The organism is uncultured Maribacter sp. (genome assembly GCF_963977385.1).
In the GTDB taxonomy this organism is placed as follows: Bacteria; Bacteroidota; Bacteroidia; order Flavobacteriales; family Flavobacteriaceae; genus Maribacter.
The window spans coordinates 482,134-505,672 of record NZ_CAXBOU010000001.1; the positions used below are offsets into that span (position 1 = coordinate 482,134).

The following is a 23,539-nucleotide window of genomic DNA, read 5'->3' on the forward strand; positions in this document are numbered from 1 at the left end:
CTATCAAATTACATAAATAACATAATTTTGCCGTTATATTTTGAAATCAATAATTTTAACCAAGAGTAAATAGCTTTATGGAAGATAAAATAAAAGCATTTATGGATGAGGTTACCGCTAGAAACGGTCACGAACCAGAATTCATACAAGCGGTACAAGAAGTAGCAGAAACGGTAATCCCATATATCGCAAAACAAGAGATATATAATGGTAAGAACATTCTTTTGAGAATGGTTGAGCCAGAGCGTTTGCTTTCTTTTAGAGTAGCGTGGGTAGATGATGCTGGGGAAATACATGTAAACCGTGGGTATAGAATACAAATGAACTCTGCAATTGGCCCGTATAAAGGCGGTTTGCGTTTTCACCCAACAGTAAATGCAAGTATTCTAAAATTCTTGGCTTTCGAACAAGTATTTAAAAATAGCCTTACCACGCTACCTATGGGTGGTGGTAAAGGTGGTTCTGATTTTGACCCTAAAGGTAAATCAGATGATGAGGTAATGCGTTTTTGCCATGCCTTTATGTTAGAATTAAATAGGCATATTGGTCCGAATACAGATGTACCTGCAGGAGATATTGGTGTTGGCGCTCGTGAAATAGGATTCCTTTTTGGTATGTACAAAAAGATTCGTAACGAGTTTACTGGTGTACTTACCGGAAAAGGTTTGTCTTGGGGAGGTTCTAAAATTAGACCCGAAGCAACAGGTTATGGTACAGTGTATTTCGCTGAAAGTATGCTTAAGACCAAGAATGAAACTTTTGAAGGTAAAACCGTTGTTATTTCTGGTTCAGGAAACGTTGCACAATATGCTGCTGAAAAAGCAATTTTATTAGGAGCTAAAGTGGTAACACTTTCAGATTCTAGTGGATTTATTTATGATAAAGATGGCTTGGATAATGATAAGTTGGCTTTTGTTATGAACTTAAAGAACAATAAAAGAGGACGTATTTCTGAATACGTAGATAAGTATTCATCTGCAGAGTTTCATGAAGGTAAAACTCCTTGGAATGTAAAATGTGATATCGCATTACCTTGTGCAACTCAAAATGAGTTGAATGAAGAAGATGCTAAAAAGCTTTTGAAAAATGGATGTATGTGTGTTGCAGAAGGGGCGAATATGCCTTGTAATACAGATGCTGTTCATGTATTCAACAATGCAAAAATATTATTTGCACCAGGTAAAGCTTCAAATGCAGGTGGTGTTGCAACCTCTGGTTTAGAAATGTCTCAGAATTCATTACGAATTAGCTGGACACGTGAAGAAGTTGATGAGCGACTTAAAGATATTATGGAAGATATTCATGCCTCATGTATCGAATATGGTAAAGAAGAAGATGGTTTCTGTAACTATGTAAAAGGAGCCAATATCGCTGGTTTCGTAAAAGTTGCCGATGCAATGCTTGCCCAAGGGGTTATTTAATTCTTAAATACATACCAATACATTTGGGTATTTATATTAATGCGAGGTTCTATTTTAGAGCCTCGCATTTTTTATGCATGATATCGTAGCCATTGTACAAACTATTATATTTGTTGAAATAGATGGCTCAATATGCAGGTAAAGACAAAGGCGATAGTATTTTCTGCGATAAAGTATGGCGACACAAGTCTTATTGTAAAGGCCTTTACAGCCTCTGACGGTATAAAATCTTATTTATTAAGAGGTGTGCTATCTTCTAAAAAAGGAAAATTAAAGACTGCCTATTTTCAACCCTTAACACAATTAGAGATTGTAGCTAACCATAGAAATAAAGGGACTTTAGAAACACTACGCGAAGCTAAGGTGTATTATCATTATCAAACTCTTTATGCTGATATGGCTAAAAATGCAATGACCTTGTTTTTAGCAGAGTTATTGATGAACAGCATACGTGAAGAGGAGCAAAATGCAGAATTGTTCGAATTTTTGGAAGCATCGTTGCAATGGATGGATATGCATAAAGATGTTGCTAATTTTCATCTATTTTTTATGCTATCAATCACTAAGTTTTTAGGGTTTTATCCTGATGTATATCAGATAGATAAGCCATATTTTGATTTGTTAGAAGGTGAATTTGTTTCTGTAGAATCATTGAACCCAATGCTAAGGGGTGAAAATATTTATTATTTCAAAACCTTCTTGGGCATAAATTTTGATACTATTCATTCCGTAAAGATGAAAAAAATCAACCGTCAAGAATTGTTGAAATCCCTGATACTATATTTTGAATTACACTTACAAGGTTTCAGGAAACCAAAATCACTTGCCGTGTTAAATGAAGTGTTCAATTCCTATGTATAAGTTTCTATTTGTCGTATTATTTTTGGTAACTTCTTTTAGTCAAGCTCAGGAAATAACTGTTTTAGATGCGGATAGTGGGGAAGTTATCCCGAATGTTGCCGTCTTTAATAAAGATAAGTCTAAGGTGGCATTATCTAATTTTGATGGTGTAATTGATGGTTCAATTTTCAATGACAAGGAGCGTCTTATTTTAAGACATTTAGGTTATGAGGAGTATAAGTCGAACAAATTACAAATTAGAAGACAAGGTCAAAAGGTATTTTTGATTATGAAGGCCCAGCAATTAGACGAGGTGGTCATGTCTGTTTCTAAATGGGAGCAACAAAAAAGAGATATACCCAATAAAATTATTTCTCTAGATGCTCGGTCAATTGCCTTTTCAGCGCCACAAACTTCTGCAGATTTACTTCAAAACAGTGGTAAGGTTTTTGTTCAGAAAAGCCAATTAGGAGGCGGAAGCCCAATGATTAGGGGTTTTGCAACTAATAGATTATTGCTTTCTGTTGATGGCGTGCGAATGAACAACGCAATTTTTAGAGGAGGAAATGTTCAAAATGTAATATCGATAGACCCTTTTACGATTAAGAATACAGAGATAATTTTCGGGCCTGGATCAGTTATTTATGGTAGTGATGCTATTGGTGGGGTAATGAATTTCTATACCAAGAAACCTATCTTAAGTCAGAACGATAGTATTTTAATACATGGAAATGCCAATTATAGGTTTGCCTCTGCAAATTTGGAAAACACTATTCATGCAGATATAAATATTGGTAAAAAGTATTGGTCTTCCTTAACAAGTATTAGCTATAATATTTTTCAAGATTTACGAATGGGGTCTCATGGTCCTAATTCTTATTTACGAAATACCTTTGTTCGAACAACGAATGGTGTAGATGAATTAGTGAATAACAACTCACCTGAAAAACAAATTCCTACCGGCTACGACCAAATAAACTTGATGCAAAAGTTTTTATTTAAGCCCAATTCGAAATGGGATTTAAATCTTGGTGCTTACTATTCAGAAACTTCAGATTATTCTAGATATGATAGATTGATTAGGCCCACAAGTGATGGTTTGGGGCTACGATCGGCTGAATGGTACTATGGTCCGCAGAAGTGGTTTATGGGAAATGCTCAAATTCAAAAAAAAGGAAACGGTAAGTTTTATGATGGATTAAAATTAGGACTTGCCTATCAACATTTTGAAGAAAGTAGAAATAGTCGCGATTTCCAAGATGCTATCTTAAATACAACGATGGAAAAAGTAGATGCTGTGAATATGAATGTTGATTTTGAGAATAAGAAGATGGGTGATTTTCGTTTGTATTATGGGGGCGAGTATATTTTCAATAAGGTAAGGTCCAGTGGTGGTGATTTAAATATTTCAACAGATATAAAAACTGAAGCCGCTTCTCGTTATCCAGACGGCTCTACATGGCAAAGCTTAGCAGGGTACGTAAATGGAGAATATAAGGCAAAACCTAATGTTACTATTATGTCTGGCTTACGTTACAGCCATGTTTGGGTCGATGCTGTTTTTGATGATACATTTTACAACTTCCCTTTTGAGTCAGCAGATTTAAGTACTGGAGCTTTAACGGGTAGTTTAGGCTTAAGTTGGTTTCCTAGGGCAAATCTTCAAATCACTTTGAATGGGTCAACTGGGTTTAGAGCTCCAAATATAGATGATGTAGGAAAAATTTTTGACTCTGAACCTGGGTCAGTAGTAGTTCCTAATCCAGATTTGGAACCTGAATATGCGTATAATGCTGAAATTGGTATTCAACGGAATATTAATGATAAAATTATTTTAAAAGGAGCTGCATACTACACGTATTTAGTAGATGCATTAGTTCGGCGCGATTTTAGTTATAACGGTGTTTCTGAAATTGAATATGGAGGTGAGCTTAGTAATGTTCAGGCAATACAGAACGCGGCTAAAGCTTATGTATACGGCTTTGAATTTGGTTTAGAAGCTTACCTTACAGAGCAGTGGTCTTTATCCTCTAATTTTACAATAACAGAAGGTGTGGAAGAGGAAGATGATGGTACAGAAACCCCTGCGCGACATGCGGCGCCATCTTTTGGAGATTTTCATGTTGTTTGGAAAAATCAAAGACTTCGTGCAGACTTGTTTGTGAATTATAATGGTGAAATAAAGTATGAAGATCTCGCAATGTCAGAGCAATCTAAAGAATATATATACGCAATAGATGAAAATGGTAATCCATATGCGCCTTCTTGGTATACGTTGAACTTTCGGTCACAATATGATATTACTAATCGTTTAAAAGCAACCGCTAGTTTTGAGAATATAACGGATCAACGCTATAGAACATACTCATCGGGTATAGTAGCACCGGGGCGAAATATTATTCTAGGAATAGGCTATCATTTTTAAACAAAAAAAGACCCGTATCGAACGGGTCTTTTAAAATTATAGGGTAGTTAAATTTAGTTTTTAACTGCCTTTTCTATATCGTTAGCTTTTTTTGCTGCTTTATCAGCTGCATCGTTAGCTGCTTTTTTTACGTCTTCACCTGCTTTTTTAGCAGCATCCATAGTATTTTCACCAGCTTTTTTTACTGATTCTGCAGCGTCTTCAGCAGCTTCCATTGCATCTTCGCTTGCTTCTTTAGCAGCATCCATTGCACCTTCGCCAGCTTTTTCTAAATCTTTTCCAGCTTCTTTTAAATCTTCACCAGCCTCTTCTAATGCAGCGCCAGCCTCTTCAGTTGCAGATTTAGCTTTATCAGCAGTATCTCTACAAGAAAATGACATACTTAATGCTAAAATTGTTAATGATCCTAAAATTACTTTTTTCATCGTGTTACGTTAAAATGGTTATTGTTTGGAGTTATATACGGTACAAATTGCATTTTAGACGTTAAACTTGCTATTATTTAATCTAATCAGTTAGTTAGGGATATATCAGTGTCGTCAATTCACTCAAATTAAATCTAAATTTTATAATTTTGCAGCCTTAAAAATCCAGTACCATAAGCATTTCGTATGAAGTTCGCAGAATATAAAGGTTTGAATTTACCAAAGGTCGCAGAAGAGATACTTGACTACTGGTCAACGCATGACATTTTTGAAAAAAGTATTTCTACCCGAGAGGGGAAAGATAGTTATGTATTTTATGAAGGTCCACCATCAGCAAACGGTATGCCTGGTATACACCACGTAATGGCGCGTACGATAAAGGATATATTTCCTAGGTACAAAACCATGAAAGGCTTTCAGGTTAAACGAAAAGCTGGTTGGGATACGCACGGACTACCAATTGAATTGGGAGTTGAAAAGGAGTTAGGTATTACCAAAGAGGATATAGGAGTTAAGATATCGGTAGAAGATTATAATGCTGCTTGTAAAAAAGCAGTAATGAGATATACCGATGTTTGGAATTCCATGACTGAAAAAGTGGGTTATTGGGTAGATATGGAAGATCCATATATCACTTACAAATCCAAATACATGGAAACCGTATGGTGGTTACTTAAAGAAATCTATTCGAAAGGATTAATTTATAAGGGATACACGATACAACCCTATTCGCCAAAAGCGGGTACGGGTCTTAGTTCACATGAGCTGAATCAACCAGGTACCTACCAAGATGTAACTGATACAACGGTAACGGCACAATTTAAGGCTGTTGAGAAAAGTTTACCTGAGTTTTTACAGAACGAAGGAACAATATACTTTTTAGCATGGACGACTACACCTTGGACATTGCCTTCGAACACAGCTTTGACCGTAGGGCCAAAAATAGATTATGTTTTGGTTGAGTCCTATAATCAATACACTTTTGAACCTATGAATGTTATACTTGCCAAGAGTTTGGTAGGAAAGCAATTTGCAGGAAAGTTCATAGAGGTTTCAGAGAAGTCTGAATTATTGGATTATACATCTGGAGATAAGAAAATTCCTTTTTATATAGTAAAAGAAAAAGAATTTAAAGGAAAAGACTTATTAGGTATTCGATACGAACAGCTATTAGACTATGTACTACCTTATGAAAATGCCGAGAATGCATTTAGAATAATTGCTGGAGATTTCGTTACAACCGAAGACGGAACCGGTATAGTACATACTGCACCAACTTTTGGGGCAGATGATGCTTTAGTGGCAAAACAAGCGGTCCCAGAAATACCGCCAATGTTAGTTTTGGATGACAATGGAAATTTGGTGCCACTTGTAGATTTACAAGGAAAATTTAGACCTGAGTTAAAAGAATTAGGTGGTAAGTATGTCAAAAATGAATATTACGAAGATGGTCAAGCACCAGAACGTTCGGTTGATGTTGAGATAGCGATACGCTTAAAGGAAGATAATAGAGCATTTAAGGTTGAGAAATACGTTCACAGTTATCCTAATTGCTGGCGTACCGATAAGCCGATATTGTATTACCCATTAGATTCTTGGTTTATTAAGGTGACCGATGTTAAGGATCGAATGTTTGAATTGAATCAAACGATCAATTGGAAACCTAAAGCTACCGGAGAAGGAAGATTTGGTAATTGGTTGGCAAATGCCAATGATTGGAATTTATCTCGATCAAGATATTGGGGTATTCCTTTGCCAATCTGGAGAACAGAAGACGGTAAAGAAGAGATAATAATTGGTTCAGTGGCAGAACTTAAATCAGAAATGGAAAAAGCTGTTGAAGCCGGAGTTTTAGAAAAAGACATCTATGCTGATTTTGTTGTTGACGATATGTCTGAAGAGAACTATGATAAAATAGATCTACATAAAAATATAGTTGATCAGATCACTTTGGTTTCTGAATCAGGTAAGCCAATGAAGCGCGAAAGCGATTTAATAGATGTGTGGTTCGATAGTGGATCTATGCCTTATGCACAATGGCATTATCCATTTGAAAATAAAGATTTAATAGATGAAGGAAAGACCTTTCCTGCAGATTTTATTGCTGAAGGAGTAGATCAAACACGTGGATGGTTCTATACACTGCACGCAATAGCGACTATGGTTTTTGACTCTGTTGCATACAAAAATGTAGTTTCTAACGGACTCGTTTTGGACAAGGAAGGTAAAAAGATGTCTAAGCGATTGGGCAATGCGGTTGATCCTTTCGAGACTATGGATGAACATGGTGCAGATGCTACAAGATGGTATATGATCAGTAATGCCAACCCATGGGATAATTTAAAATTCGATACAGAAGGTATAGCGGAAGTAAAGCGTAAGTTTTTCGGAACACTTTATAATACGTATTCCTTTTTTAGTCTATATGCAAACTTAGATAAGTTTACTTATTCTGAAGAAGATGTGCCAATGTCTGAACGTACTGAGATAGACCGTTGGATATTATCTGAATTGAATTCTTTGATAAAAGTTGTTGATACGGCGTACGATGAGTATGAGCCAACACGTGCAGCGAGAGCGATATCAGATTTTGTTCAAGAAAATCTAAGTAATTGGTATGTGCGTTTGTGTAGAAGACGTTTTTGGAAAGGTGAATATGCTCAAGATAAAATTGCGGCATATCAAACATTATACACTTGTTTAGATGTTGTGGCAAAATTATCTGCTCCAATAGCTCCATTTTTTATGGATCGTTTGTACCTCGATTTAAACAAAGCAACTGTAAAAGATGGGTTTGAAAGTGTGCATTTAGCAGATTTTCCGGTTGCTGATGAATCACTTATCAATAAAAGCTTGGAGGTGAAAATGCAGAAAGCACAGGTTATATCCTCTTTAGTATTATCTATCCGTCAAAAAGAAAAAATAAAAGTACGTCAGCCATTACAGAAAATTATGATTCCTGTATTGGATAATAAGGATAGGGAAGAAATTGAAGCAGTTTCAGAACTAATTAAATCTGAAGTTAATGTAAAGGAAATTCAATTGCTTGACGATGCATCGGGTATCTTGGTAAAACGTATAAAGCCGAATTTCAAGACGTTAGGCCCTAAGTTTGGTAAAGAAATGAAAGAAATTGCTCAAAAAGTGGGTGCTTTTAATCAGGATGATATCCAAAAAATTGAGCAGGATGGCGAATTAACAATCCAATTGGAGAATAAAAGCATTAATTTACAGTTACAGGATGTAGAAATCACTTCTCAAGATATTGAGGGTTGGATGGTGGCAACATCTGGTAAATTAACAGTTGCCTTAGATGTTACCATTAACAAAGATTTACGAAACGAGGGTATCGCTAGGGAATTGATTAATAGAATTCAAAATATCAGAAAAGATTCTGGTTTTGAAGTGACAGATAAGATTGCAATTAAAATATTGAAAGATGGTTTTGTTGAATTAGCTGTTAAGGATAATTTAGATTATATTAAAACAGAAACTTTAACAGCAGAATTAAGTTTTGAAGAAAAACTGAACAAAGGCATCGAAATTGCTTTTGACGAGGTGAACACTAAATTGTTTATTGAAAAACATTAAAAGATGGCAGAAGGTTTAAAAGTAAGGTATTCTGACAAAGATTTGGCAGAATTCAAAGAATTGATCGAGGTTAAAATAGAAAAGGCTAAAAGTCATTTAGAACTTTTAAAAAGCTCCTATATGAACGATGGTAATAATGGTACGGATGATACCTCACCTACCTTTAAGGCTTTCGAAGAAGGTTCTGAGACAATGAGCAAAGAAGCGAATACGCAGTTGGCTATTAGGCAAGAAAAGTTTATTCGTGACCTAAAGAATGCATTATTGCGTATCGAAAATAAGACTTTCGGTATTTGCCGTGTAACAGGTAAGCTAATCAATAAAGAGCGGTTAAAATTAGTGCCGCACGCTACGCTTAGCATAGAAGCTAAAAACATGCAATCATAATCAAAACGCCTTTAGGGGCGTTTTTTAATAGCTATTCCTTGAAGAGTTGTTTTGTTTATTGTTTACTCTTAGTGTCTTTTGGGTTAAAGGCACAAAAAAAGTTGCAAAAAACGATTTTTGCAGATAACATTAGTTTGGTTCAAGTTAATACGGCTAATTGTTTTGAAGTTGAAATTCATACAAGCCAAGGTGATGATGTTATCATTGAAGCTGAAATGGAAGGCGAGTATAGTCAAGATTTAGATTTAGAAGTAAACACCAATGGATCAACATTAATAATTGAAGCTGGTTTTACACCTAGTTTTGAAAATCCTAACGACAAATTAAGTGCTCATAAAGTAGTTTCAATTCTTTTAAAGCTAACAATTCCGTTCTATAAGAATGTTGAAATATATGGCACTAACTCTAGAGTAGTAATAGAAGGAAAATATAAAGAATTAAATATTTCCTTATCAGACGGGGCATGCGAGCTCAAAAGTATTATGGGTAATGCCAGCGTAAAAACACAAAGTGGTTTTATTAATGTATTTGCAGAGTCTGCACATATAGATGCAAAGAGCAAATATGGCAAAGTTTCGTTTAATCCGATTCCTGAAGGATTTTCTATTTACAGGTTACAAACGGTAACTGGAAATATACAACTAAGTAAAACCGAATAATATTTATATTTTTGCCCTCATTGATTTACGCCCATGAATATTAAAAAATCTGCACTATTTATTTTATTGATACTTATAATTGATCAATGGAGTAAAATTTATATAAAGACCCATTTTGTTTTGGGTGAATCTGTTGAGGTGTTTAATTGGTTTAAAATCCTGTTTATTGAGAATGAAGGCGCTGCTTGGGGAGCCAAGTTAAGCGACATTTTACCTATCTCTGATGATATAGGAAAACTGGTGCTTACCATTTTCAGATTGTTTGCAATTTTCGGAATAGGGTATTGGCTTTTCGATGTAATTAAGAAAAAAGCATCTAATACTTTAATATGGGCGGTGTCACTGATTTTTGCTGGAGCTCTAGGAAATATATTGGATTCTGTTTTTTATGGCATAAGTTTTAATGATAGTTATAACGAGGTCGCCACGCTGTTTTCAGATGAACCCTATGGCAAACTGTTTTACGGTAAGGTAGTAGATATGCTTTATTTTCCGATGGTAGATACTACATGGCCGAGTTGGATGCCAGGAGTTGGAGGTCAAAATTTTAGATTTTTCGAACCAGTTTTTAATATAGCCGATACAGCAATAAGTACTGGGGTTGGTATTCTATTGGTGTTTAATAAAAAGGCCTTTAATCAGGAAGAAGAGACGTCTGCTGAATTAAAAGAGGATACATTTCAGAATAAAGAAAATTAAAAGGTGTACGTTTTTTTTGGTGTAACACAATAATCTAACGGAATGTCGGTAGGTAAAATGTCATCGATTAAATCTTCAGCCTCAAAAAGAGATAAACCTATTTTAACTACATCAGGCTTACACTCACTTAGAAAGCGATCATAGTATCCTTTTCCATACCCTATTCTATTGCCAAGTCTATCGAAGGCCAATAGAGGTATAAACACAACATCAAGTTTATTTGCTGATATCGTAATGCCATCTACTGGTTCTGGTATGTTAAGGTTGTTTGTTTTGAATTTCGTATTGTCGGTAAGTAAGTAGTGTTCTAGTTCAGAACTAGAGATTACCTTGGGCACAATAACGTTTTTGTCGAATCCAAGAAGAATAGAAATAATACCTTCTGTATCTACTTCTAGTTTTTTTTCAATTGGAAGAAAAATATGAAAATATTGATTTTCCCAAATAGGTAGTTGCAAAACAGAATTTGCTATTACTATACTTTGCTGAGTTATAATATCGGGGGTAATCGAATTACGTAGTCTTGAATATTTCAAGCGCAAATCCTTCTTCAACATTATGAAGTAGTTTTAGCACTAATATTATTTAATTTATTCTTTACCTGCAACAGCAAAAAAGACTTTAAAAAATAACATTAATATAAGATATGTTCCTAAAGTGATTATATAGCTTTCCATTATTCTTGTATTATAATTGAACTAACTTGTGTTGTTATTGAGTTAACTTGTGTTGTTATTGAGTTAAAAATAAGTAAAATAATTAATACGATATCTATGAAAGGCACTTTTTATCGTTAAAGTGCATAAATTTTAAGAAAGATTAACATACTAGTAAATATTGAAAGGATAAAAATATAATAAAACGCTATAAATCAATTAATTATGTTTTTATCTCAAAACATAAATTATCAATTAAATAATTTGGGAGTTACTAATTTAAAGATTCACTAATATTTGATTAAAATAATATCAAGTTCATAACGTGAGAGAAAAGTGTCTTTTGAAGTATTTTCTTTCTCTATTATAGTATTAAGGTTTAATCTAAACTGATTTTTATAGACTAAATTAGTAGCGTCAAACTATGTCTGAAATCCCATTAAACATACAGTTAAGTTCGTTGCCCACAAGTCCGGGGGTTTATCAATTCTATGATAGTAATGACGGTATTTTATACGTTGGCAAGGCAAAGAATCTAAAGAAAAGGGTTTCGTCTTATTTTAATAAAAACCATGAGTATGGCAAGACACGAGTCTTGGTAAAGAAAATAAGAGCCATAAAGCATATCGTTGTTCCGACAGAGTCCGATGCACTATTGTTAGAGAATAATTTGATTAAAGAATTGAGGCCTCGATATAATGTTTTGCTTAAAGACGATAAATCTTACCCTTGGCTTTGTTTAAAGAATGAACGTTTCCCAAGATTTTTCCCAACTAGAAGAGTAATAAAGGATGGTTCAGAGTATTATGGTCCATATACTAGCATGAAAACCGTTAGAATTCTTCTGGATCTAATAAAGAGTGTTTATCCTTTAAGAACATGTAATTATGATTTATCTGCGGATAAAATTAATGCTGGTAAATATAAGGTATGTCTAGAGTATCATTTAGGTAACTGCAAGGGGCCATGTGAAGGCTATCAATCTATTGCTGAATACGATCGGCAAATTGAAGATATACGACAAATTGTAAAAGGGAATTTTAAATCTTCAATCACATATTTTAAAGGACAGATGAAGATGTTGGCTGCTGAAATGAAATTTGAAGAGGCTCAGAAAATCAAGGATAAAATTGATGTATTGGAAAACTATCAAGTTAAATCAACTATAGTCAATCCTAAAATTAGCAATGTAGACGTGTTCAGTATAATTTCAGATAATTCGTTCGCTTATGTGAACTTTCTACAGTTAGCTCATGGTTCCATAATTCGGTCTCACACCATGGAAATAAAAAAGAAGCTAGAAGAGCAAGATGAAGATTTGTTGGGACTTGCAATTGTGGAAATTAGAGAACGGTTTAATTCAGATTCTAAAGAATTATACCTGCCGTTTAAAATAGCGGTTTCTCCAGGGATAAAAATTACCGTACCAAAATTAGGAGATAAAAAGCGTATTCTAGATTTATCTGAACGTAATGCCAAATTCTTTAGACAAGAGCGATTTAATCAGATAAAGATAATTGATCCCGACCGTCACACGAACAGGGTCATGGCTCAAATGAAAAAGGATTTAAGATTGTCGGCTGAGCCTAGGCATATTGAATGTTTCGACAATAGTAATATTCAGGGTAGTAACCCGGTAGCCGCTTGTGTAGTTTTTAAAGATGGTAAACCCTCTAAGAAAGAATATAGGCACTATAACATTAAAACTGTAACGGGCCCTGATGATTTCGCCTCTATGGAAGAAGTTGTTTTTCGTAGATATAAAAGGTTACAAGAAGAAATGCAACCTCTTCCACAGCTAATAGTTATAGATGGTGGAAAAGGGCAACTTTCATCAGCGTTAAAAAGTCTAGATATTTTAGGTCTTAGAGGAAAAATCGCTATTATAGGGATTGCCAAAAGGTTGGAGGAAATCTATTTTCCGGAAGACCCTATTCCTCTTTATTTGGATAAAAAGTCTGAGAGCTTAAAGATTATTCAGTTTTTAAGGAATGAAGCGCATAGGTTTGGTATAACATTTCATAGAAATAAAAGGAGTAAAGGTGCTATTAATTCTGAGTTAGAGGGTATAGATGGTGTTGGTGAAAAAACCGCACAACAATTATTAAAAAAATTTAAATCTGTTAAACGCATTAAAGAGGCTAGTATTGATAGCCTATGCCAAGAGGTTGGAGCGTCAAAAGCCAAGAAGATATATGAGTCTTTTCGTAAAGAATAGTTTCGATTTGGGTAGAGCAATAATTTTGGCGGCAATTTTGTTGCTTAACTCTTTATGTGTGATAGCACAGACAGATTCTGATAAGAAAAAACCAAAAATTGGTTTGGTGCTAAGCGGCGGTGGAGCAAAGGGAATGGCTCATATTGGTGCTCTGAAAGTTATTGAAGAGGCAGGTGTCGAATTAGATTACATTGGGGGTTCAAGTATGGGTGCAATCGTTGGGGCATTGTATGCAGCTGGTTACACGGCTACAGAGTTAGATTCTATGTTTAATGCTACTAATTTCGGAACTCTTATTCAAGATAATCTTCCAAGAAGTGCTAAAACTTTTTATGAAAAAGACGACTCTGAACGATATTCATTAACCTTGCCTTTTAATAATTTCAAAGTATCCGTTCCGCCAGCATATTCAGGCGGGCAAAATATCTATAATGAATTAGTTAGGCTCTTATATCATGTAAAAGATATCGAAGATTTTGATAAATTGCCTACCCCTTTTGTATGTATAGCCACTGATATTGAGACCGGAAAACAAGTGATATTAGATTCTGGATATTTGCCAGAGGCAATTTTAGCCAGTGGAACATTGCCATCGCTTTTTGAGCCTTCGGTAATTAATGATAAAGTTTTAATTGATGGGGGCGTGGTCAATAATTATCCAATAGATGAGGTTTTGGCAATGGGCGCAGATATAATTATAGGTGTTGATGTTCAACATGACCTTTCTGATCGCGAAGCGCTATTATCTGCTACTGAAATTTTATTGCAGATAAATAATTATAGAACTGTGGCAGACATGAAAATAAAATCTGCAAAAACAGATATCTATATAAAGCCACAGATAGAAAAATATTCTGTAATCGAGTTCAATAAATTAAATGCTATCATTCAGACAGGTGTAGATGCGGCAAATTTAAAAATAGATGAACTTAGGGAGTTGGCAACAGAAACTAAAAAGAATAAAATTACTGTTACTGCAGTCGATTCAGATCAACAATTAACTGTGAATAGGTTACTGATTGATGGAAACACAACGCATACTAGGGGGTATGTGAAAGGGAAATTGAGATTCAATCTAGATGAGTCGATAAGCTTTAAGAAATTGCAGCAGGGTATTGGTAATTTGTCTGCTACGGGTAACTTTAGAACAATTAGATATAAATTACTGAACAATATAAATGATGGGGAGGATTTGATTTTACCCTTAGATGAAACTCCAAATACCTCTTTTTTAAGATTGGGAGCTCATTATGATGATTTGTATAAAAGCGCTGCAATAATTAACCTTACTAAGCGAAGAATATTGTCTAAAGATGATGTAGCATCTTTTGATTTGATCTTGGGAGATAATATTAGATACAATTTTGAATATTATGTGGATAAAGGTTCTTATTGGAGTTTTGGTGTTAATTCTAGATTCAATGATTTTGAACAAGAAATAGATTTTGATCTTATAGGAGATAATTTCGATGTTACGCCAAGCTCAAGAATTAATACGATTAACCTTGCTGTATCTGATTTTACAAATCAATTATATATTCAAACTGTTGTTAAAGAAGAATTTGCTTTTACGTTAGGAGCAGAGCTTAAACATTTGCGATATAGTACTAGAACATTTAGTGATGTACCAGATTCTGACCTTTCTATTAATACTACTACGGAAAATGGGCGAACATATTTTGAAAAAAGTAATTATGTAAGTGTGTTTGGGGCATTAAAGTTAGATACTTACGATGATAAGTATTTTCCATCTAGAGGATTGTACTTTAATGGAGATATGCATTATTATGTTTTGTCATCAGATTTTAATAACAACTTTAAAGATTTCTCTGTTTCTAAAGCCAAACTGGGTATGGCGTTTCCTTTAGTTAAAAATCTTTCTTTAAATCTAGAAACAGAAGGCGGGTTTAAATTGGGGACTTCTAATGTGACTACATATGATTTCGTTCTCGGGGGCTATGGTACTGACTTCATAAATAATTTCACCCAATTTGTTGGGTATGATTTTCTGAGTCTGCCAGGTAATAGTTTTGTTAAGGCGTATGCGAGATTAGATTTTGAATTTGCGAAAAAAAATCATGCTTTGTTCACCGCTAACTTTGCCAATGTAGATGACGACCTTTTTAGAACTGGAGATTGGTTTAAAGCACCAACGTATTCAGGTTATGGAATTGGGTATGGGTGGGAGTCATTTTTGGGTCCTGTTAATCTTTTATATTCTTGGTCACCTGAAATAGAACGGTCGCAATTTTATGTTAGTGTAGGGTATTGGTTCTAAATAAACATACAGGGTTAATGGTCTAAAGTCACCTCGATTTTCTTCTCAATTCTTAATACTTTCCCAAATATTTAAGTGAAGTGTGAATAATTGTTAAGGTTATCATTAAAGTAAGTTAAACCGTACGTCAGGTATGATATTGTGTCTTAAATTTACATCAGATAAGGGGTGGTTCCCTTACAACTTTAAGTAGTGGTTTTTCATAATTTAAAGTTTGGTTGGTTATTTAGGAAAAGCCCAGTTTTTAGACTGGGCTTTTTTTATGCAATACTTTGGAATAAAATTTGTTTAAGATATCGTAACGATAGTAATTAAAAAGATTCAATTACTATTTTTACTTTAAAATGAAGGCTATGCAAAAACTAGTAATACTATTCTTTCTCTTCTCATTTTCTATCTCACAAAGTCAGAATGCAACATCTGCATTTAATACTGGGGAATGGTTGAAATTTAGAATGCATTACGGTTTTTTAAATGCTAGTTATGCTACTTTGCAAGTTAATTCAGCTACTATTGATGATAAATCTGTTTATCATGTTGTCGGGCACGGCGAAACAACTGGTGTTGCTAGTTGGTTTTTTAAGGTAGATGACACTTATGAAAGCTATTTTGATAAAAACGACGGTAAGCCATATCGATTTGTTCGAAAAATAAATGAAGGTGGGTATACGAAAGATGTTGAGATAAACTTTGATTATAAGGAGTCGAAAGCTGAACTTAATGATAGAAAAAACAAGAAAAAGCTTAATTTTACACTACAGGACAATATACAGGATTTAATATCCGCCTTTTACTTCTTAAGGAATAACTATAAAACGGAAGACCTTGAGGTTGGAAAGGCAATTACCCTGAAAATGCTTTATGACGATGACGGTATTTTTAACTTTAAACTTAAGTATTTAGGCAAAGAAATTGTCAATACTAAATACGGAAAGGTAGAATGTCTAAAATTTAGACCTTTAGTTCAATCTGGTCGTGTATTTAAAGAACAAGAAAGTCTGTCGTTATGGGTTTCTAATGACGAAAATAGAATTCCGATTAGGATAAAAGCAGATTTGGCGGTAGGGGCAATAAAAGCCGATTTAGATGGGTATAACGGACTAAAGCATCAGTTTAAAATCATAATGGATTAGCCGATAAATGGAAGATAAAGAGAAGATTAAATCCCAAATATCTAAACTTGAAGAAAAATATAAGGATTCTGGGCAAGATCTTAGCTCTTATTTAGATGGCTTATTACATCAACGTTATTTAACGTATTGGGATTATGTGCACTTAGACACCTTATTAAGTTTGCAAGTACCTCGAACACATTTTCCAGATGAAGAAATCTTCATCATGTACCACCAAATTACCGAGCTCTATTTTAAATTGATTTTGCATGAGCAGAAGCAGTTAGTAGATGATAAAAGTGATAATCTTGATTTTTTCATTGAAAAATTACGAAGAATAAACAGTTATTATACAGTACTTATTTCTTCTTTTGGTGTTATGATCAAGGGAATGGAGCGAGAGCAGTTTTTGCAATATCGTATGGCCTTGCTACCTGCAAGTGGGTTTCAATCTGCACAGTTTCGAATGATAGAGATTTATTCGACGCCTCTTGAGAATTTGGTGCATGTGTCTGAAAGGGCTAATTATACATCTAATAATACGGTAGAAGAGTTATACGAGCACATATATTGGAAAAAGGGAGCTACAGACGTTAGTACAGGAGAAAAGACACTTACCTTAAAACAATTTGAATATAGGTATACGCCAAGGTTGATAAGAATAGCCAAGCAAGTAAAAGACGCAACTATTTATCATAAATATTTAAGTTTGCCTAGTGAATTGAGGCAAAATGAAGCATTGATTGAAGCATTAAAAACTTTAGACATAAATGCTAATATCAATTGGCAATTGATGCATATGGGTTCTGCCCATAGATATTTAAGAAGAGAGTCTGGTGATATAGAGGCAACCGGTGGTACAAATTGGAAGGAATATTTACCGCCTAGTTTTCAGAAAATTGTTTTTTTTCCAGAGTTGTATTCAGATAAAGAATTAAATAATTGGGGTAAGCAATGGGTTGACCATATGCTAAATCCAGATAAATCAAAAATGAAGTAATGCAGAAATATTGGGGCATAATATTGGCATTAACTGTTTTAGGGTCATGTAAAGATGATGCACAACAGAAAAATGACATTGCGCAAGAAATTAGTATACCTGAAGTTGAGGTTGTAAACAATCAATTTGGCTTTAATCTAGATGAATTTAATGTTCAATTAGATACCATTAAATATGGCGATAGTTTTGGGGAATTGATGATGCAAAATAAGGTCGACTATCCAAAGATAGCTGCCATTTCTGAAAATTATAGAGATACATTCGATGTTCGTAAGATTCGTGTGGGTAAACCATATGTTATTTTAAAATCTAAGGATACTATAGCTCAGGCTCAGATATTTATTTACGAAAACGACGCTATAAATTATACTGTAATAGACTTAAGAGATAGTGTAAAGGTTTATAAGGATAAAAGGAAAGTAAAATACGTTAGGCGAGAAGTATCCGGAATTATCGAGACCAGTTTATCAGAAGCAATTTTAGATCAGGGTATAGATTATAACGTTACTAATAATCTAGCAAATGTATATGCTTGGACAATAGATTTTTCAAGACTGCAGAAGAAAGATAAATTTAAGGTGATCTATAATGAAAAGTACATTAACGATACCATCTACGCAGGAGCAGAGCCAATAGAGGCTGCATTTTTCGAGCATAATGGCAAGCCTATTTATGCCTTTGCTTATGAAAATGATTCTTTAAGGAGTATTGTAGATTACTTTGATGAGGATGCTAATAATTTAAGGAGAACATTTTTAAGAATGCCGGTAGAATTTGGTAGGTTGTCTTCAAGGTATAATCTTAAAAGAAGGATAAAACATTACGGGTTTAAGGTAAGGCCACATAAAGGTACAGATTATGCTGCACCTATAGGGACTCCTATAATGGCAACAGCAGATGGTACTGTAGTAGAATCTACCAGAAGAGGTGGTAATGGTAAATATGTAAAAATTAGGCATAATGGAACTTATGCAACACAGTATCTACACATGAAAGCTCAAAAGGTTAAAAAAGGTCAGTTTGTTCGCCAAGGTGATGTTATCGGTTGGATTGGAATGACAGGAAGTACGGCAGGGCCTCATGTATGTTATCGTTTTTGGAAAAATGGTCATCAGGTAGATCCTTTGAGAGAAGAACTTCCACAAGCAGAACCTTTGCATGATACTTTAAAGAAAGAATATTTCGCATATATATCAGCTTTTAAAGAACAGTTAGATTGTATTATATTCCCTAAAGTTTTATTAGAAGAGGAAGAAGATTTATTAACCCTTAATCAAGAAGATGGCATTAAATAAAACTAATCCAACACAAACTGAGGTTTGGAAAAAGCTAACTACGCATTATAAGGAGACCAAAGATGCACATTTAAGAGGTCTTTTTTCTTCAGATGCCAATAGAGCAGAAAAGTTTACGTTACAATGGAACAATTTTCTTTTTGATTATTCTAAAAATAGAATATCAACAGAAACCATGCAGTTATTACTTGAATTGGCAAAAGAGGTTAATTTGAAAGATGCTATTAAAGAGTATTATGCTGGTGGAATTATTAATGAGACCGAAGGCAGGGCGGTATTGCATACGGCTTTAAGAGGTAAGAAATCTGATGAAGTATTAGTTGATGGAATCAATGTAATGCCAGAAATATATGAGGTTAAGGAACATATTAAAGAATTCACTGATTCAGTTATTAATGGTGAATTAAAAGGTTACACAGGTAAAGCATTTACCGATGTAGTAAATATAGGTATCGGTGGTTCAGACTTAGGTCCGGCTATGGTAACGGAAGCTTTAAAGTTTTATAAAAATCATCTAGCTATCCATTTTGTTAGTAATGTAGATGGTGATCATGTTTATGAAATTCTTAAAACTTTAGATCCAGAAACAACATTATTTGTTGTGGTATCGAAAACATTTACTACGCAAGAAACCTTAACTAATGCGACTACTATTAAAAAATGGTTTTTAAAGCATGCAACGCAAGAAGATATTGCAAAGCATTTTGCTGCTGTATCAACCAATAGTGAAAAAATTGCTGAATTCGGTATTGATGCGGCAAATGTATTTCCTATGTGGGACTGGGTTGGTGGAAGATTTTCATTGTGGAGTGCTGTTGGACTAACAATTGCTTTGGCAGTTGGTTATGATAATTTTGATGCTTTGTTGCAAGGTGCCAATGAAACTGATGTCCATTTTAAGGAAACTGAGTTTTCTGAGAATATTCCTGTAATTATGGCGCTGGTAAGTGTTTGGTACAATAATTTTTACGGTGCAGAGACCGAAGCGATTATACCTTACGCACAATACTTGAGTAGATTTTCTGCGTATTTACAGCAAGGCATTATGGAAAGTAATGGTAAGAGTGTTGATAGAGCAGGTAATACAGTGGGTTATGAAACGGGTACCATTATATGGGGCGAACCAGGAACAAACTCACAACATGCGTTTTTTCAATTAATACATCAAGGTACCAAGTTGATACCTACTGATTTTATTGGCTTTAAGCATTCTTTGCATGGTGATAAGGATCATCATAATAAACTAATGGCAAACTATTTTGCTCAGACAGAGGCTTTAATGAATGGTAAGACCGAAGCTGAAGTAATTGCAGAATTAGAAGCTAAAGGTTTATCAGAAAAGGAAATTGAACATCTTGCACCTTTTAAGGTTTTTACCGGTAATAAACCAACGAATACAATATTGATGGATAAATTAACACCTAAAAGTTTAGGCTCGTTAATTGCTCTTTATGAGCATAAAATATTCGTACAAGGTGTTATTTGGAATATTTTCAGCTACGATCAATGGGGGGTAGAGTTAGGAAAACAACTAGCTGGTACTATTCTTGATGATATTGAGAATTCAAAAATCTCAAAACACGATAGTTCGACATTGCGACTTCTTCAATATTTTAAGAAATAATTTAGAAAATTGACAAGTTCTTAGAAAAAGGCACAACTATTTCATTTACAGTTCTATTATATAGTTTTTTCAAGTATTTTTGCAAAGCTGATTTAACGTTATCTTAACGTTAGAGGACAAAAATTAGAAGACTTTTGCAGCAAGTTAAAAACTAACAAATACTTGAAAAAATGAAAAAAATGTACTTTGCAATTGCGGTATTTTTAATGACCGTAACTGCTTTTTCACAAGGGACTATTACCGGTACTGTGCTAGATGGTGATTCTAACTCACCTTTACCTGGTGCAACCGTAATGGTAAAAGGTACCACAAATGGTACTTCATCTGATTTTGATGGAAATTTCACAATTAATGTAAGTTCAGCAACTGGAACTTTAGTAGTGTCTTACATTGGGTTTAATTCAAAACAAATTTCTTTTACTGCTTCAGGTAATATCGGTTCAATTGTTTTAGAGCCTAATGCTGAAGAGTTAGAAGGGGTTATTGTAACTGGTGTACAAGATATTGCCAAGGATCGTAAAACTCCTGTTGCAGTTTCTACCATTAAGGCAGAAGAGATTCAATTAAAATTAGGTTCTCAAGAATTTCCAGAGTTATTAAATACAACTCCATCTATATATGCTACGAAATCAGGTGGTGGTTTTGGTGATGCACGTGTAAATATTCGTGGTTTTGATACCAATAACTCAGCGGTAATGATAAATGGTGTTCCAGTAAATGACATGGAAAACGGTCAAGTATATTGGAGTAACTGGGCGGGTCTTTCAGATGTAACATCTGCGATTCAAGTTCAAAGAGGTCTAGGGTCATCTAAATTGGCAGTATCATCTGTTGGTGGTACAATTAATGTTGTTACTAAAACATCGTTGAATGCTCAAGGTGGTGCTATAGGCGCAACGGTTGGTAACGATGGTTATGTTAAAACATTAGCTTCTTATTCTTCTGGACTTTTAGATAATGGATTTTCTGCTTCTATGTTAATTAGTAGAACAGGTGGTAGTATGTATGCTGATGGTACTGAATTTGAAGGATATAACTTCTTTATGGGATTGGGTTATACTGCTGGTGATCATAGTTTAGAGTTTATGGTTACAGGTGCTCCTCAATGGCACAACCAAAGAAGTAGAGCTACATCAATTGACACTCAAATTCTTTATGGTGATGGCGATGGTGAGCCAAATAGAAAATATAATGAAGATTGGGGTTATAGAAATGGTGAGGAATATAGCTTTCGCCGTAATTTCTACCATAAGCCGGTTATCAGTTTAAACTGGAACTGGAAGCTGAGTGAGAAAACTACTTTAGAAACTTCTACGTATGCATCTTTTGGCCGTGGTGGTGGTACTGGTGAAATTGGTGAGATAAATGGAAGCAGACAATTTGCACTTCCAAGAACTGCTGATGGTTTAATCAGGGTAGATGATATAGTAGCATATAACAGTGGCCAATTGGTATCAGATTTTAGCGCTACTCCAAGAGAGCAAATCAATGGTCAATATGTAAACAATAGTGATCAAAATGCTAATGAAAATAACACTAACGGTATTTCAAGAAGAGCTTCTGTGAATTCTCATAACTGGTATGGAATTTTGGCTAACTTCAATAACCGTATTTCTAGTGATTTAACTATAGATTTTGGTGTTGATCTTAGAAAATATAAAGGGTATCACTATAGAAGAGTGAATGATCGATTAGGTGGAGATGTTTATCAAGAAACAGATAATAGAAACAATCCAAACCAGTTATTCTCTGAAACCTATAAGGCAAACCAACCATGGTGGGTATTTGGTAACATTGATGATGAAGAAAAAATAGATTACTACAATACCGGTTTAGTTAATTGGTTAGGTCTTTTTGGTCAAGTTGAATATAACTTTACTGAAGATATAACAGGTTTCGTTCAAGGTGCGTTATCTAACCAAGGATTTGCAAGGGAAGAGTTCTTTAATGAAGTACCAGCAGCTAAAACTGATTTCGAAAATATTCTTGGCGGAAACGTTAAGGGTGGGGTAAACTGGAACGTAGACGCAAGAAATAACTTTTTTGCTAATGCAGGATATTATTCTAAACAACCTTTATTTGATGCGGTTTATATCAATTTTGGAAATAACTTGAATCCTAATTTAACTAATGAAAAAATCACTGGTTTTGAATTAGGATATGGTTACAGAAGCTCAAAGTTTAGAGCAAATGTTAACTTATATTATACAAGCTGGAAGGATAGATTTGAATCTACTGGTGCAACCTTTAATGCCGATCAACCAGATGAGATTCGTGGTACCGCTAATATTTTAGGTATTACTCAGGTTCATACAGGTATTGAGTTTGATGGTAGATTCCAAGCTAGTGATAAATTTGCTCTAACGGGTATGATGTCAATTGGTAACTGGGAATATAAAGATGATGTAACTGCTACTTATTTTGATAACGATCAAGCACCTATTGTTATAGGTGGTGTAGAGCAGGTTGAAACGTTAGCTTTAGATGGTGTTAAAGTTGGTGATGCAGCACAGTTTACTGCATTCCTAGGTGCTGATTATAATGTGGTGAATAACTTAAATGTTGATTTTGGTTATCGTTTTGCGGGTAATTTATATGCTCAATTTGATGCTACAAGTGTAGGTCCTGATGGTGCTTTGAAATTGCCTTCTTTTGGTCTTGCCGATGCAGGTGCAACATATAGCATTCCATTCGATGATAAAAAGTTAAGCTTCAGAGTAAATGTAAACAACCTGTTTGATACAACATATATCGCAGAGTCTGATACTAATATTTTTGCACAGCCTGGTGATGATACTTATGATGGTATTAACACTAGTAACCGTGTATTCTTTGGTTTCGGTACTACTTGGAACTTAAGTGCTAGATTTAACTTCTAAACTAGTTTTTTGATATTATTTAAAACCCTG

At 34.4% G+C, this 23,539-nt stretch carries 16 protein-coding genes; 14 read left to right on the top strand and 2 right to left on the bottom strand.

Going from position 1 to position 23,539, the window contains the following annotated elements; genetic code table 11:
* The first annotated feature begins 77 nt into the window (after positions 1-77).
* The 3 genes from gdhA to AAC084_RS02095 all read left to right on the top strand — a co-directional run bounded on the left by gdhA (position 78) and on the right by AAC084_RS02095 (position 4,686).
* On the top strand, positions 78-1,421 hold the full coding sequence (gdhA, locus tag AAC084_RS02085) for an NADP-specific glutamate dehydrogenase (RefSeq protein ID WP_339836242.1): 1,344 nt from the start codon (positions 78-80) through the stop codon (positions 1,419-1,421).
* Between the two features lie 132 nt (positions 1,422-1,553).
* Positions 1,554-2,282 (top strand): DNA repair protein RecO, encoded by a 729-nt coding sequence (recO, locus tag AAC084_RS02090; protein WP_339836244.1) that lies wholly within the window; start codon positions 1,554-1,556, stop codon positions 2,280-2,282.
* Entirely contained in the window at positions 2,275-4,686 is a 2,412-nt protein-coding gene (locus tag AAC084_RS02095) for a TonB-dependent receptor (RefSeq protein WP_339836247.1), read from the top strand. The genes recO and AAC084_RS02095 overlap by 8 nt, the downstream gene beginning before the upstream one ends.
* A 53-nt stretch (positions 4,687-4,739) precedes the next feature.
* Here AAC084_RS02095 and AAC084_RS02100 read toward each other — a convergent pair whose 3' ends face one another.
* Positions 4,740-5,111 carry a hypothetical protein gene (locus tag AAC084_RS02100; RefSeq protein WP_339836250.1) on the bottom strand — a complete coding sequence of 124 codons (372 nt, stop codon included), beginning with the start codon at positions 5,109-5,111 and terminating at the stop codon, positions 4,740-4,742.
* A gap of 186 nt (positions 5,112-5,297) precedes the next feature.
* Between AAC084_RS02100 and ileS the strand changes: the two genes are divergently transcribed.
* The 4 genes from ileS (at position 5,298) to AAC084_RS02120 (ending at position 10,447) form a co-directional block, all read left to right on the top strand.
* A complete protein-coding gene (ileS, locus tag AAC084_RS02105) occupies positions 5,298-8,702 on the top strand; it encodes an isoleucine--tRNA ligase (RefSeq protein WP_339836253.1) in 3,405 nt (1,134 codons plus the stop codon).
* Between the two features lie 3 nt (positions 8,703-8,705).
* Positions 8,706-9,089, top strand: coding sequence for a TraR/DksA C4-type zinc finger protein (locus tag AAC084_RS02110; RefSeq protein ID WP_339836255.1), 384 nt, complete (start codon positions 8,706-8,708; stop codon positions 9,087-9,089).
* Positions 9,090-9,190: 101 nt separating this feature from the next.
* On the top strand, positions 9,191-9,748 hold the full coding sequence (locus AAC084_RS02115; protein WP_339836258.1) for a hypothetical protein: 558 nt from the start codon (positions 9,191-9,193) through the stop codon (positions 9,746-9,748).
* Positions 9,749-9,781: 33 nt separating this feature from the next.
* Complete coding sequence (locus tag AAC084_RS02120) at positions 9,782-10,447, top strand: lipoprotein signal peptidase (protein WP_339836260.1); 666 nt, start codon at positions 9,782-9,784, stop codon at positions 10,445-10,447.
* On the opposite strand, the gene AAC084_RS02125 is transcribed toward AAC084_RS02120, so the two are convergent.
* Positions 10,444-11,004, bottom strand: a complete 561-nt coding sequence (locus tag AAC084_RS02125) for a 5-formyltetrahydrofolate cyclo-ligase (RefSeq protein WP_339836262.1) — start codon at positions 11,002-11,004, stop codon at positions 10,444-10,446. The two genes, AAC084_RS02120 and AAC084_RS02125, sit on opposite strands and share 4 nt — an antisense overlap.
* 523 nt (positions 11,005-11,527) lie before the next feature.
* Here AAC084_RS02125 and uvrC point away from each other — a divergent pair.
* The 7 genes from uvrC to AAC084_RS02160 all read left to right on the top strand — a co-directional run bounded on the left by uvrC (position 11,528) and on the right by AAC084_RS02160 (position 23,509).
* On the top strand, positions 11,528-13,321 hold the full coding sequence (gene uvrC, locus AAC084_RS02130; RefSeq protein ID WP_339836264.1) for an excinuclease ABC subunit UvrC: 1,794 nt from the start codon (positions 11,528-11,530) through the stop codon (positions 13,319-13,321).
* Positions 13,299-15,599, top strand: coding sequence for a patatin-like phospholipase family protein (locus AAC084_RS02135; protein WP_339836267.1), 2,301 nt, complete (start codon positions 13,299-13,301; stop codon positions 15,597-15,599). Before uvrC ends, AAC084_RS02135 begins: the two co-directional genes overlap by 23 nt.
* A 353-nt stretch (positions 15,600-15,952) precedes the next feature.
* The gene (locus AAC084_RS02140) at positions 15,953-16,732 is read left to right on the top strand and encodes a DUF3108 domain-containing protein (RefSeq protein WP_339836270.1); all 780 of its coding nucleotides are present in this window, start codon (positions 15,953-15,955) and stop codon (positions 16,730-16,732) included.
* Positions 16,733-16,739: 7 nt separating this feature from the next.
* Complete coding sequence (locus tag AAC084_RS02145) at positions 16,740-17,711, top strand: tryptophan 2,3-dioxygenase family protein (protein ID WP_339836273.1); 972 nt, start codon at positions 16,740-16,742, stop codon at positions 17,709-17,711.
* Positions 17,711-19,006 carry a peptidoglycan DD-metalloendopeptidase family protein gene (locus AAC084_RS02150; RefSeq protein ID WP_339836275.1) on the top strand — a complete coding sequence of 432 codons (1,296 nt, stop codon included), beginning with the start codon at positions 17,711-17,713 and terminating at the stop codon, positions 19,004-19,006. Before AAC084_RS02145 ends, AAC084_RS02150 begins: the two co-directional genes overlap by 1 nt.
* On the top strand, positions 18,993-20,630 hold the full coding sequence (gene pgi / locus AAC084_RS02155) for a glucose-6-phosphate isomerase (RefSeq protein ID WP_339836277.1): 1,638 nt from the start codon (positions 18,993-18,995) through the stop codon (positions 20,628-20,630). Before AAC084_RS02150 ends, pgi begins: the two co-directional genes overlap by 14 nt.
* A gap of 170 nt (positions 20,631-20,800) precedes the next feature.
* Positions 20,801-23,509 (top strand): TonB-dependent receptor, encoded by a 2,709-nt coding sequence (locus tag AAC084_RS02160; protein WP_339836280.1) that lies wholly within the window; start codon positions 20,801-20,803, stop codon positions 23,507-23,509.
* Positions 23,510-23,539 lie beyond the last annotated feature (30 nt).